Annotated in this window: 10 protein-coding genes and 1 pseudogene; 9 read left to right on the plus strand and 2 right to left on the minus strand. The window is 54.1% G+C overall.

Going from position 1 to position 12656, the window contains the following annotated elements:
- Positions 1–88: 88 nt before the first annotated feature.
- Positions 89–1411, plus strand: coding sequence for an MFS transporter (locus ACQG22_RS03385; protein ID WP_020688467.1), 1323 nt, complete (start codon positions 89–91; stop codon positions 1409–1411).
- Here ACQG22_RS03385 and satP read toward each other — a convergent pair.
- Entirely contained in the window at positions 1388–1954 is a 567-nt protein-coding gene (satP, locus tag ACQG22_RS03390; protein WP_369706570.1) for an acetate uptake transporter, read from the minus strand. The two genes, ACQG22_RS03385 and satP, sit on opposite strands and share 24 nt — an antisense overlap.
- 297 nt (positions 1955–2251) lie before the next feature.
- Between satP and dnaK the strand changes: the two genes are divergently transcribed.
- The 4 genes from dnaK (at position 2252) to nhaR (ending at position 7703) form a co-directional block, all read left to right on the plus strand.
- Positions 2252–4165, plus strand: coding sequence for a molecular chaperone DnaK (gene dnaK, locus ACQG22_RS03395; RefSeq protein WP_013095521.1), 1914 nt, complete (start codon positions 2252–2254; stop codon positions 4163–4165).
- A gap of 87 nt (positions 4166–4252) precedes the next feature.
- Positions 4253–5398, plus strand: a complete 1146-nt coding sequence (gene dnaJ, locus ACQG22_RS03400; RefSeq protein ID WP_014830600.1) for a molecular chaperone DnaJ — start codon at positions 4253–4255, stop codon at positions 5396–5398.
- 173 nt (positions 5399–5571) lie between these two features.
- Positions 5572–6747, plus strand: a complete 1176-nt coding sequence (gene nhaA, locus ACQG22_RS03405; RefSeq protein WP_013095522.1) for a Na+/H+ antiporter NhaA — start codon at positions 5572–5574, stop codon at positions 6745–6747.
- Between the two features lie 56 nt (positions 6748–6803).
- A complete protein-coding gene (gene nhaR, locus ACQG22_RS03410) occupies positions 6804–7703 on the plus strand; it encodes a transcriptional activator NhaR (RefSeq protein ID WP_020688469.1) in 900 nt (299 codons plus the stop codon).
- Between the two features lie 57 nt (positions 7704–7760).
- Here nhaR and rpsT read toward each other — a convergent pair whose 3' ends face one another.
- Positions 7761–8024, minus strand: a complete 264-nt coding sequence (gene rpsT / locus ACQG22_RS03415) for a 30S ribosomal protein S20 (RefSeq protein WP_003856458.1) — start codon at positions 8022–8024, stop codon at positions 7761–7763.
- Between the two features lie 101 nt (positions 8025–8125).
- Here rpsT and ACQG22_RS03420 point away from each other — a divergent pair.
- From ACQG22_RS03420 to lspA, 4 genes and pseudogenes are all read left to right on the plus strand, one after another.
- Positions 8126–8344 (plus strand): annotated as a pseudogene (locus tag ACQG22_RS03420) (DUF2575 domain-containing protein).
- 7 nt (positions 8345–8351) lie between these two features.
- On the plus strand, positions 8352–9278 hold the full coding sequence (gene ribF, locus ACQG22_RS03425; protein WP_020688470.1) for a bifunctional riboflavin kinase/FAD synthetase: 927 nt from the start codon (positions 8352–8354) through the stop codon (positions 9276–9278).
- A gap of 45 nt (positions 9279–9323) precedes the next feature.
- Positions 9324–12140: an isoleucine--tRNA ligase gene (gene ileS, locus ACQG22_RS03430; protein WP_029882680.1), complete on the plus strand. Its 2817-nt coding sequence runs from the start codon at positions 9324–9326 to the stop codon at positions 12138–12140.
- Positions 12140–12640, plus strand: coding sequence for a signal peptidase II (gene lspA / locus ACQG22_RS03435; RefSeq protein ID WP_013095527.1), 501 nt, complete (start codon positions 12140–12142; stop codon positions 12638–12640). Before ileS ends, lspA begins: the two co-directional genes overlap by 1 nt.
- Positions 12641–12656: the final 16 nt, after the last annotated feature.

Below are 12656 nucleotides of genomic sequence, written 5' to 3' on the forward strand. Positions count from 1 at the left end.
GTGGTGTGCTAAAAGTTTTACGGTATAGTAATTTTTTCTTTACGATAGCTGTAATAATAATTCCACAACACACGCTAAATGGTTCGCTATGTCACATAACACCCGACCTCTGAATCGACAGGACTACAAAACGCTCACGCTCGCGGCACTGGGCGGCGCGCTGGAGTTTTACGATTTCATCATCTTTGTTTTCTTTGCCGCTGTGGTGGGGGAGTTGTTCTTCCCGGCGGATATCCCGGAATGGCTGCGTCAGGTGCAAACCTTCGGTATTTTTGCTGCCGGGTATCTGGCGCGTCCTCTTGGTGGGATTGTGATGGCGCACTTTGGCGATCTTGTCGGGCGCAAAAAGATGTTTACCCTCAGTATCCTGCTGATGGCCGTGCCGACGTTGGCCATTGGTCTGCTGCCAACCTACGCCTCGATGGGCATTCTCGCCCCGTTATTGTTGCTGCTGATGCGTATTCTTCAGGGGGCGGCCATCGGCGGTGAAGTGCCGGGAGCGTGGGTGTTTGTCGCGGAGCATGTTCCGGCGCGCCGCATTGGTATCGCCTGCGGAACCTTAACCGCGGGGCTAACGGTGGGGATTTTGCTCGGTTCCGTCGTCGCGACAATTGTGAATACCAGCATGACGCAACAGGCCGTACACGACTGGGGCTGGCGTCTGCCGTTCCTGCTGGGCGGGGCGTTTGGCCTGGTGGCGATGTACCTGCGCCGTTGGCTCCAGGAGACCCCGATTTTCCTCGAAATGCAGCAGCGCAAAGCGCTGGCACAAGAGTTGCCCGTTAAAGCCGTCGTGGTGCGTCATAAAAAAGCGGTGGTGGTGTCGATGCTGCTTACCTGGTTGCTCTCGGCAGGCATTGTGGTGGTGATTTTGATGTCGCCGGTCTGGCTGCAAAAGCAGTACGGCTTTGCCCCGGCGGTGACCTTACAGGCGAACAGTATCGCCACGGTTATGCTCTGCTTCGGCTGCCTGGCCGCCGGGCTGGCTGCGGATCGTTTCGGTGCCAGCGTAACCTTTATCGTTGGCAGCCTGTTACTGGCGGGCTCAAGCTGGGCGTTTTACCATCTGGCCGGGAGTCATCCTGAACAGCTGTTCCTTTTATACGGCGTGGTAGGGCTGTGCGTTGGCGTGGTGGGGGCGGTGCCTTATGTGATGGTTCGGGCCTTCCCGCCAGAAGTCCGCTTCACCGGCATCTCATTCTCATACAATGTTTCATATGCCATCTTCGGTGGACTGACGCCGATTGCGGTTACGGTATTGATGGGCGTGTCACCGCTGGCACCTGCCTGGTATGTGCTGGCGTTGTCGCTGATGGGGCTGGTGTTGGGGATTTGGCTTCGCCAGATGGGAGAATGTCGTGCCCGCGAGGCGGACACGACAGAGGGATCAGTGTTTTTCACCAATCGGTAAAATGGTGCGGTCAAACTGCTCGTTCAGCACTTCACCCATTGCCAGGTAGATAGCGCTTGCGCCGCAAACCAGACCAATCCAGCCTGCAACGTGAACGATGCCTTCGTTGTCCACCAGATGACCAATCGCCAGCAGGGCGAACAGCACGGTCAGGCTCAGGAAGACAAACTGCAGTGCGCGGTTACCCTTGAGGGTGCCGAAGAACATGAACAGGGTTAAGACACCCCACAGGCCCAGGTAAACGCCCAGGAAATGGGCGTTTGCCGCCTCTGCCAGGCCCATTTTAGGCATCAGCAGAATGGCGACCAGGGTCAGCCAGAAGGAACCGTAAGAGGTAAAGGCGGTTAAGCCGAAGGTATTGCCTTTCTTATATTCCAGCAGGCCCGCGAAGATTTGCGCGATACCGCCGTAAAAAATGCCCATCGCCAGGATAATGCCATCCATCGGGAACATCCCGATGTTGTGCAGGTTCAGCAGAATGGTGGTCATGCCAAAACCCATCAGGCCCAGCGGAGCCGGATTAGCCAACTTAGTGTTGCCCATAAGTCCTCAAAAAAATCATCATTAATATGGTGAAATGGTTAAACCCGCGACAGTACTCCCTGAAGGGGCGCGGCATCATAATGGGCGCAAACGATGCCGTCTATGATCTCGTCAGGGTGAAATTAAAATTTTTTTTATCCTTCCCCCCTTGATGGATGACGTTGCGACCCCATCTTGTAAGCAACCGCAGTGTGTGGACCTGAAAAAAATCAAATCTGGGCAGTTGAAAAAGCACGTTCTGCCCTTATTACAGGTACACAACCACATGTTGACTGAATTTTTAGTGGAGACGTTTAGATGGGTAAAATTATTGGTATCGACCTGGGTACTACCAACTCTTGTGTAGCGATTATGGATGGCACTACTGCACGTGTGCTGGAGAACGCCGAGGGCGATCGCACCACGCCTTCTATCATTGCCTATACCCAGGATGGTGAAACTCTGGTTGGTCAGCCGGCTAAACGTCAGGCAGTGACGAACCCGCAAAACACCCTGTTTGCGATTAAACGCCTGATTGGCCGCCGCTTCCAGGACGAAGAAGTTCAGCGTGACGTTTCTATCATGCCTTACAAAATCATCGCAGCAGATAACGGCGATGCATGGCTTGATGTGAAAGGCACCAAAACAGCACCACCTCAGATCTCTGCTGAAGTGCTGAAAAAAATGAAGAAAACCGCAGAAGATTACCTGGGTGAGCCGGTAACTGAAGCAGTTATCACCGTTCCTGCGTACTTCAACGATGCTCAGCGTCAGGCAACTAAAGATGCTGGCCGTATCGCAGGTCTGGAAGTAAAACGTATCATCAACGAACCAACCGCTGCTGCTCTGGCTTACGGTCTGGATAAAGAAGTTGGCAACCGTACTATCGCGGTTTACGACCTGGGTGGTGGTACCTTCGATATCTCTATTATCGAAATCGACGAAGTAGACGGCGAAAAAACCTTCGAAGTTCTGGCAACCAACGGTGATACGCACCTGGGTGGTGAAGACTTCGATACCCGTCTGATCAACTATCTCGTTGACGAATTTAAGAAAGATCAGGGCATTGACCTGCGTAACGACCCGCTGGCTATGCAGCGCCTGAAAGAAGCCGCTGAGAAAGCGAAGATCGAACTCTCTTCCGCTCAGCAGACCGACGTGAACCTGCCGTACATTACTGCAGACGCGACCGGTCCTAAGCACATGAACATCAAAGTGACCCGTGCGAAACTGGAAAGCCTGGTAGAAGACCTGGTGAACCGTTCTATCGAGCCACTGAAAGTTGCACTGCAGGATGCTGGCCTGTCCGTGTCTGATATCAACGACGTTATCCTCGTTGGTGGCCAGACCCGTATGCCGATGGTTCAGAAGAAAGTGGCTGAATTCTTTGGTAAAGAACCACGTAAAGACGTTAACCCGGATGAAGCAGTGGCAATTGGTGCTGCGGTTCAGGGCGGCGTGCTGACCGGTGATGTTAAAGACGTTCTGCTGCTGGACGTTACCCCACTGTCTCTGGGTATCGAGACCATGGGTGGCGTAATGACGGCGCTGATCAGCAAAAACACCACCATCCCAACCAAGCACAGCCAGGTGTTCTCTACCGCTGAAGATAACCAGTCTGCGGTAACCATCCATGTGCTGCAGGGTGAGCGTAAGCGTGCGTCTGATAACAAATCTCTGGGTCAGTTCAACCTGGATGGTATTAACCCGGCACCACGCGGCATGCCGCAGATCGAAGTGACCTTCGATATCGATGCTGACGGTATTCTGCACGTTTCCGCGAAAGACAAAAACAGCGGTAAAGAGCAGAAGATCACCATTAAGGCCTCTTCCGGTCTGAACGAGGAAGAGATCCAGAAAATGGTTCGTGAAGCGGAAGCCAACGCGGAATCTGACCGTAAGTTCGAAGAACTGGTTCAGACCCGTAACCAGGGTGACCATCTGCTGCACAGCACTCGTAAGCAGGTTGAAGAAGCAGGCGATAAACTGCCAGCGGAAGACAAAACTGCTATCGAAGCTGCACTGAGCGCGCTGGAAACGTCTCTGAAAGGCGAAGACAAAGCGGATATCGAAGCGAAGATGCAGGAGCTGGCACAGGCTTCTCAGAAGCTGATGGAAATCGCTCAGCAGCAGCATGCCCAGCAGCAGGCAGGCGCTGACGCTTCAGCGAACAACGCGAAAGACGACGACGTTGTCGACGCTGAGTTCGAAGAAGTTAAAGACAAAAAATAATCGCCCTGATGCAGGGTAATTAATCGGCACGGGCGTAGGAGAACTCTCCACGCCCGTGCTCGCATGTTAAGGGGCTTAAAAAAACCAATGGCAAAGCAAGACTATTACGAGATTTTAGGCGTTCCGAAAACTGCGGAAGAGCGTGAAATCAAAAAGGCGTATAAGCGCCTGGCCATGAAATTCCACCCGGATCGCAACCAGGGTGACAAAGAGGCTGAAGCTAAATTTAAAGAGATCAAAGAAGCCTACGAAGTCCTGACCGATGCACAAAAACGTGCGGCCTATGACCAGTACGGTCACGCAGCCTTTGAACAGGGCGGCATGGGTGGCGGTGGATTCGGTGGCGGCGGCTTTGGCGGCGGCGCTGATTTCAGCGATATCTTTGGCGATGTTTTCGGCGATATCTTCGGTGGTGGCCGCGGTCGTCAACGCGCAGCGCGTGGTGCGGATCTGCGCTACAACATGGAGCTGACGCTGGAAGAGGCCGTTCGCGGTGTCACCAAAGAGATCCGTATCCCGACGCTGGAAGAGTGTGACGTTTGCCATGGCAGCGGTGCGAAAGCGGGTACGCAGCCACAAACCTGTCCAACCTGTCACGGTTCCGGTCAGGTGCAGATGCGTCAGGGCTTCTTCGCCGTCCAGCAGGCGTGTCCGCACTGTCATGGTCGTGGGACGCTGATTAAAGATCCATGCACCAAATGCCACGGCCACGGTCGCGTTGAGAAAACCAAAACCCTGTCCGTTAAAATCCCGGCTGGCGTAGATACGGGTGACCGCATCCGTCTGGCAGGTGAAGGCGAAGCAGGTGAGCACGGCGCACCAGCAGGCGATCTGTACGTTCAGGTGCAGGTGAAACAGCACGCTATCTTTGAGCGTGAAGGCAACAACCTCTACTGTGAAGTCCCGATCAACTTTGCTATGGCAGCGCTCGGTGGCGAAATTGAAGTGCCTACACTGGATGGGCGCGTGAACCTGAAAATCCCAGGCGAAACGCAGACCGGTAAGCTGTTCCGCATGCGCGGTAAAGGCGTGAAATCCGTTCGCGGTGGTGCGCAGGGCGACCTGCTGTGCCGCGTGGTGGTTGAAACCCCGGTTGGCCTGAACGACAAGCAGAAGCAGCTGTTAAAAGAGCTGCAGGAAAGCTTTGGCGGCCCGACGGGTGAGAAAAACAGCCCACGCTCCAAAAGCTTCTTCGATGGCGTCAAAAAATTCTTCGATGATTTGACCCGCTAAATCGTTAGCTGGTAACTATCCTTTAAAAACCCGGAAGCGATTCCGGGTTTTTTGTTTCTTGTTCGAAAGCTCGGTTAAACTGAGTATATATTCAATATTAATCTGTTTTTACCGATTTGTTTGCGCTGATATTATGGTTTTATCGAGGTATTGTTGTAAAAGAGAGAATTAACGTGAAATTACTACACCGTTTCTTTAGCAGTGAAGCATCCGGCGGCGTGATCCTGATTATTGCTGCTGCGGCCGCGATGCTGCTCGCCAACATGGGCATGACGCGCGATCTCTATCACGCATTTCTGGAAACGCCCGTCGAGCTTAAGGTCGGCGCGCTGGAAATTAACAAGAACATGCTGCTGTGGATCAACGATGCGCTGATGGCGGTGTTCTTCCTGCTGGTGGGGCTTGAGGTGAAACGTGAGCTGGTGATGGGCTCGTTAGCCAGCCGCCAGCGCGCAGCATTTCCGGTGATCGCCGCCATTGGCGGGATGGTCGTTCCGGCGCTGCTCTTCCTCGCGTTTGCCTGGCAGGATCCTGTTGCGCGTGACGGGTGGGCGATCCCGGCGGCAACGGATATCGCGTTTGCGCTTGGCGTTTTAGCGTTGCTCGGGAGCCGGGTTCCGGTTGCACTGAAAATCTTCCTGATGGCGCTGGCGATCATTGATGACCTGGGGGCTATCGTCATTATCGCGCTGTTCTACACCAGCGATCTGTCGATTCTGTCGCTGAGCGTGGCAGCAGGGGCGATTGCTGTCCTGGCGCTGTTGAACATTTTCAATGTCCGTCGCATTGGAATTTACATCCTTGTGGGGATGGTGTTGTGGACGGCGGTGCTGAAATCGGGTGTCCATGCCACGCTGGCCGGGGTGATCGTCGGCTTCTTTGTGCCGCTTAAGCCGCAGGAGGGTAAATCACCCGCCAAACAACTGGAGCATGTGCTGCACCCGTGGGTCGCCTTTATGATCCTGCCGCTGTTTGCGTTTGCCAACGCGGGCGTTTCCCTGGGAGGGGTTACGCTGGAGGGGCTCACTTCCGTGCTGCCGCTGGGTATTATTGCCGGGCTGTTTATTGGTAAACCGCTGGGGATCAGCCTGTTCTGCTGGCTGGCGCTGAAGCTTAAGCTGGCATCGTTGCCGAACGGCACAACATTTGGTCAGATTATGGCGGTCGGCGTGCTGTGCGGTATCGGATTTACCATGTCGATCTTTATCTCGACGCTGGCATTTGGTGCAAACGCGCCTGAGCTGATTATCTGGGCAAAACTCGCCATTCTTATCGGTTCATTACTGGCCGCAGTTATTGGTTATACCTTATTGAAGGTGAAGTTGTCCGGGCAGGCCGTCCAGGCATAACGGAAAACCGGGAGGAGGTCATTCTTCTCCCGATACACTCAGGGAGAGAAGACGCGATGTCTCATTTGAATTACAACCATCTTTATTATTTCTGGCATGTTTACAAACAAGGCTCGGTGGTAGGGGCGGCAGAAGCTCTTTTTCTGACGCCACAAACTATCACCGGGCAAATCAAAGCTCTGGAAGAACGCCTCCAAGGCAAGCTGTTCAAGCGTAAAGGACGTGGCATAGAGCCAAGCGAGTTGGGTGAACTGGTTTTTCGCTATGCGGACAAGATGTTTACCCTGAGCCAGGAGATGCTGGATATCGTCAACTACCGCAAAGAGTCTAATTTGCTGTTTGACGTGGGCGTGGCGGATGCCCTCTCGAAACGGCTGGTGAGCGGCGTGCTGGATGCGGCGGTGGTTGAAGACGAGCAGATCCATTTGCGCTGTTTTGAATCCACACACGAAATGCTGCTGGAGCAGTTGAGCCAGCATAAGCTGGATATGATTATCTCGGATTGCCCCATCGACTCCACGCAGCAGGAGGGGCTGTTCTCGGTCAAGATTGGTGAATGCGGGGTAAGCTTCTGGTGCATCAACCCGCCTCCGGAAAAACCGTTCCCTGCCTGTCTGGAAGAACGCCGCTTACTGGTGCCGGGAAGGCGCTCCATGCTGGGGCGTAAGCTGCAGAACTGGTTTAACTCTCAGGGGCTAAACGTGGAGATCCTGGGTGAGTTCGATGATGCAGCACTGATGAAAGCGTTTGGTGAGGCGCACAACGCAATCTTTGTTGCGCCGACGCTGTACATGCACGATCTCTATTCGGATAACAAGATTACCGAGATTGGCAGAGTCGATAACGTCATGGAGGAGTACCACGCCATCTTCGCCGAAAGGATGATTCAACACCCGGCGGTGCAGCGTATCTGTAACCGCGACTACTCGGCGCTGTTTACCCCGCCAGCAAACTGAAGGTATAAAAAAACCCGCGTTAAGCGGGTTCTTTAAACAAGCAACAACAAGCGGCGATTAAGCCAGTTTGTTGATCTGCGCGGTCAGGTTTGCTTTATGACGCGCTGCTTTGTTTTTGTGGATCAGACCTTTAGCAGCCTGACGATCCACGATTGGTTGCATTTCGTTAAATGCGTTCTGCGCTGCAGCTTTGTCGCCAGCTTCGATTGCTGCGTATACTTTCTTGATGAAAGTACGCATCATAGAGCGACGGCTTGCGTTGTGCTTACGAGCCTTTTCAGACTGAACGGCACGTTTCTTAGCTGATTTGATATTAGCCAAGTCCAACTCCCAAATATGATCTATGTGGACAATTCAAAGGCCGAGGAATATGCCCTCTTTGCCTTCTTTTGTCAATGGATTTGTGCAAATAAGCGCCGTTAATTAGCGACGCTACGTTACGTAGTGATGGCGCAGGATTCTACCAGCTTGTCTTTCGTGAATACAGCTTTTCGGCATAAAAATCGCAGTTCCCGGACAGATTTTTTTGCTGTGAAAGGTCAGCATGATGAAATCATTACGGCTTTCTGTTTTGTGCAGACAATCGTCGGTTAACCTTAATCGCTGTACAAGGTATACTTTGGCGATTTTCACTGTTTTGAGCCAGACATGAAGCTGATACGCGGCATACATAATCTCAGCAAAGCCCCCCACGGGTGCGTGCTGACCATTGGTAATTTCGACGGCGTGCATCGTGGGCATCAGGCGCTGTTGCAGGGATTGCGTAAAGAAGGGGAGGCACGTGGCCTGCCCGTGGTAGTGATGATTTTCGAGCCGCAGCCGCTGGAACTGTTCGCGGGCGATAAATCGCCTGCCCGACTTACTCGCCTGCGCGAGAAGTTGCGCTATCTGGCACAGTCCGGTGTGGACTACGTATTGTGTGTCCGTTTTGATCGTCGTTTTGCCGCGCTGACAGCACAAAATTTCGTCAGCGACCTGTTGGTCAAGCGCCTTGGCGTGCAGTTTCTCGCCGTGGGTGATGATTTCCGCTTTGGCGCTGGTCGTCAGGGCGATTTCTTGCTATTACAGAAGGCTGGCCTGGAATATGGTTTTGACGTCACCAGCGCGATGACCTTTTGCGAAGGTGGCGTGCGCGTCAGCAGTACGGCGGTTCGTCAGGCGCTGGCCAATGATGAACTGGAAACCGCAGAGAATTTGCTGGGGCATCCGTTTACCATTTCTGGTCGTGTGGTTCATGGCGATGCGCTGGGCCGTACGATAGGTTTCCCGACGGCGAATATACCGCTGCGTCGTCAGGTCTCCCCGGTTAAAGGGGTATATGCGGTGGAAGTGGCTGGACTGGGCGAGAAACCTTTTTACGGTGTCGCCAATATTGGCACACGTCCTACGGTCGCCGGTGTGCGGCAGCAGCTAGAAGTGCATCTGCTGGACGTTGTAATGGACCTCTACGGTCGCCATATAGATGTCATACTGCGTAAAAAAATACGCAATGAGCAGCGATTTGCCTCGCTGGATGAACTAAAAGCGCAAATCGCGCGAGATGAATTAACGGCCCGCGAGTTTTTTGGGCTTTGAACCCGGCTTAAATGCCTACGTGATAAATACGGAACCGAGAATCTGATGAGTGACTATAAATCAACCCTGAATTTGCCGGAAACAGGGTTCCCGATGCGCGGCGATCTCGCCAAGCGCGAACCGGGAATGCTGGCGCGTTGGACCGATGATGACCTGTACGGCATCATTCGTGCAGCCAAGAAAGGCAAAAAAACCTTCATTCTGCATGATGGCCCTCCATATGCGAATGGCAGCATTCATATTGGTCACTCTGTAAACAAGATTCTGAAAGACATTATCGTGAAGTCCAAAGGACTTGCGGGATATGACTCGCCTTACGTTCCGGGTTGGGACTGCCACGGTCTGCCGATTGAACTGAAAGTTGAGCAGGAGTTTGGTAAGCCGGGTGAGAAATTCACCGCGGCGGAATTCCGTGCGAAATGCCGTGAATACGCGGCCACTCAGGTTGACGGCCAGCGTGCAGACTTTATTCGTCTGGGCGTGCTGGGCGACTGGTCGCATCCGTACCTGACCATGGACTTCAAAACCGAAGCCAACATCATCCGTGCGCTGGGTAAAATCATCGGCAATGGCCACCTGCACAAAGGCGCGAAGCCGGTGCACTGGTGCGTGGACTGCCGTTCTGCGCTGGCAGAAGCAGAAGTTGAGTATTACGACAAAACCTCGCCTTCAATCGACGTGGCCTTCGAAGCGGTCGATCAGGATGCGATCAAAGGTAAATTCGGCCTGCCGGGCGTAAGCGGCCCGATCTCGCTGGTTATCTGGACCACCACCCCATGGACGCTGCCTGCTAACCGTGCAATCTCCCTCTCCGGTGAGTTCGAATATGCACTGGTTCAGATTGACGGTCAGGCGCTGATCCTGGCGAAAGATCTGGTGGAAAGCGTGCTGAAACGCGCGAACATCACCGACTACACCGTGCTGGGCACCGTGAAGGGCGACGCGCTTGAGCTGATGCGTTTCAAACACCCGTTCCTGGACTTCGACGTTCCGGCAATCCTGGGCGACCACGTGACGCTGGAAGCCGGTACCGGTGCAGTACATACCGCCGGTGGTCACGGTCCTGACGACTACAACATCAGCCTGAAATATGGTCTGGAAATCGCGAACCCGGTTGGTCCGGACGGATCATACCTGCCTGGTACGTATCCATCGCTGGACGGTATCAACGTCTTCAAAGCGAACGACATCATCGTGGAGATGCTGCGTGAGCGCGGCGCGCTGTTACACGTTGAGAAAATGCAGCACAGCTACCCGTGCTGCTGGCGTCACAAGACACCGATTATCTTCCGTGCAACCCCACAGTGGTTCGTCAGCATGGATCAGAAAGGCCTGCGCGAGCAGTCTCTGAAAGAGATCAAAGGCGTGCAGTGGATCCCGGACTGGGGCCAGGCGCGTATTGAATCCATGGTGGCTAACCGTCCTGACTGGTGTATCTCCCGTCAGCGCACCTGGGGCGTGCCGATGTCGCTGTTCGTGCATAAAGAGACGCACGAACTGCACCCGAACACGCTGGAACTGATGGAAGAAGTGGCGAAGCGTGTTGAAGTTGATGGCATTCAGGCGTGGTGGGATCTCGACGCCCGCGATATCCTGGGCGCTGACGCGGACAACTACGAGAAAGTGCCAGATACTCTGGACGTGTGGTTCGACTCCGGGTCTACTCACGCCTCCGTGGTTGACGTGCGTCCTGAGTTTGCCGGTCACGCGGCTGATATGTATCTGGAAGGTTCTGACCAACACCGTGGCTGGTTCATGTCATCCCTGATGATCTCCACCGCCATGAAAGGTAAAGCACCTTACCGTCAGGTACTGACCCACGGTTTCACCGTCGATGGTCAGGGCCGTAAGATGTCCAAATCTATCGGTAATACCGTTTCTCCGCAGGACGTGATGAACAAACTGGGCGCAGACATTCTGCGTCTGTGGGTGGCATCTACCGACTATACCGGCGAAATGGCGGTATCAGATGAGATCCTGAAACGTGCTGCCGACAGCTATCGTCGTATCCGTAACACCGCGCGCTTCCTGCTGGCGAACCTGAATGGTTTCGATCCGGCAAAAGACATGGTGAAACCGGAAGAGATGGTGGTGCTGGATCGCTGGGCGGTGGGCTGTGCGAAAGCGGCGCAGGAAGATATCGTTAAGGCATATGAGTCTTACGACTTCCATGAAGTGGTGCAGCGCCTGATGCGCTTCTGCTCCATCGAGATGGGCTCGTTCTACCTCGACATCATCAAAGATCGCCAGTACACCGCGAAAGCGGACAGCGTGGCGCGTCGTAGCTGCCAGACTGCGCTGTATCACATCGCAGAAGCACTGGTGCGCTGGATGGCGCCAATTATGTCCTTCACCGCGGATGAAATCTGGGGCTACCTGCCAGGTGAGCGTGAGAAGTATGTCTTCACCGGCGAGTGGTACGAAGGTCTGTTCGATCTCTCCAGTACCGAAGCGATGAACGATGCCTTCTGGGACGAGCTGCTGAAAGTGCGTGGCGAAGTGAACAAGGTCATCGAACAGGCGCGTGCTGACAAGAAAGTCGGTGGTTCTCTGGAAGCGGCAGTGACCCTGTACGCAGAACCTGAGCTGGCGGCCAAACTGACGGCGCTGGGCGATGAATTACGATTTGTCCTGTTGACCTCTGGGGCGAAAGTTGCGGATTATGCCGACGCTTCTGCTGATGCTCAGCAGAGCGAACTGCTTAAAGGACTAAAAGTCGCACTGAGCAAAGCCGAAGGTGAGAAGTGCCCGCGCTGCTGGCACTACACCACCGATGTCGGCCAGGTGGCGGAACACGCAGACATCTGCGGACGCTGTGTAAGCAACGTCGCCGGTGACGGCGAAAAACGTAAGTTTGCCTGATGAGTAAAACTCTCTGTTCAACAGGACTGCGCTGGCTGTGGCTGGTTGTGGTGGTGCTGATTATTGATCTGGGCAGCAAGTTCCTGATCCTCCAGAACTTCGCTCTGGGGGATACGGTTCCGCTGTTCCCGTCGCTTAACCTGCACTATGCGCGTAACTACGGTGCGGCGTTTAGCTTCCTTGCTGACAGCGGTGGCTGGCAGCGCTGGTTCTTTGCGGGTATTGCTATCGGTATCTGTGTGGTGCTGGCGGTGCTGATGTACCGTTCGAAAGCGACGCAAAAGCTGAACAACATCGCCTATGCGCTGATCATTGGCGGCGCATTAGGTAACCTGTTCGATCGCCTGTGGCATGGCTTTGTGGTCGATATGATCGACTTCTACGTCGGCGACTGGCACTTTGCGACCTTTAACCTCGCCGATAGCGCAATTTGTATCGGTGCGGCGTTAATCGTGCTGGAAGGTTTCTTGCCGAAACCCGCCGCGAAAGAGCAGGCTTAATTGTAAATGCCGGGTG

This window comes from Enterobacter cloacae complex sp. 309I3, from assembly GCF_050031595.1.
Lineage (GTDB): Bacteria > Pseudomonadota > Gammaproteobacteria > Enterobacterales > Enterobacteriaceae > Enterobacter > Enterobacter cloacae.

Coding starts and splice junctions, on each gene's coding strand:
- ACQG22_RS03385 (WP_020688467.1), top strand. CDS start 89: ATGTCACATAACACCCGACCTCTGAATCGACAGGACTACAAAACGCTC.
- satP (WP_369706570.1), bottom strand. CDS start 1,954: ATGGGCAACACTAAGTTGGCTAATCCGGCTCCGCTGGGCCTGATGGGT.
- dnaK (WP_013095521.1), top strand. CDS start 2,252: ATGGGTAAAATTATTGGTATCGACCTGGGTACTACCAACTCTTGTGTA.
- dnaJ (WP_014830600.1), top strand. CDS start 4,253: ATGGCAAAGCAAGACTATTACGAGATTTTAGGCGTTCCGAAAACTGCG.
- nhaR (WP_020688469.1), top strand. CDS start 6,804: ATGTCTCATTTGAATTACAACCATCTTTATTATTTCTGGCATGTTTAC.
- ribF (WP_020688470.1), top strand. CDS start 8,352: ATGAAGCTGATACGCGGCATACATAATCTCAGCAAAGCCCCCCACGGG.
- ileS (WP_029882680.1), top strand. CDS start 9,324: ATGAGTGACTATAAATCAACCCTGAATTTGCCGGAAACAGGGTTCCCG.
- lspA (WP_013095527.1), top strand. CDS start 12,140: ATGAGTAAAACTCTCTGTTCAACAGGACTGCGCTGGCTGTGGCTGGTT.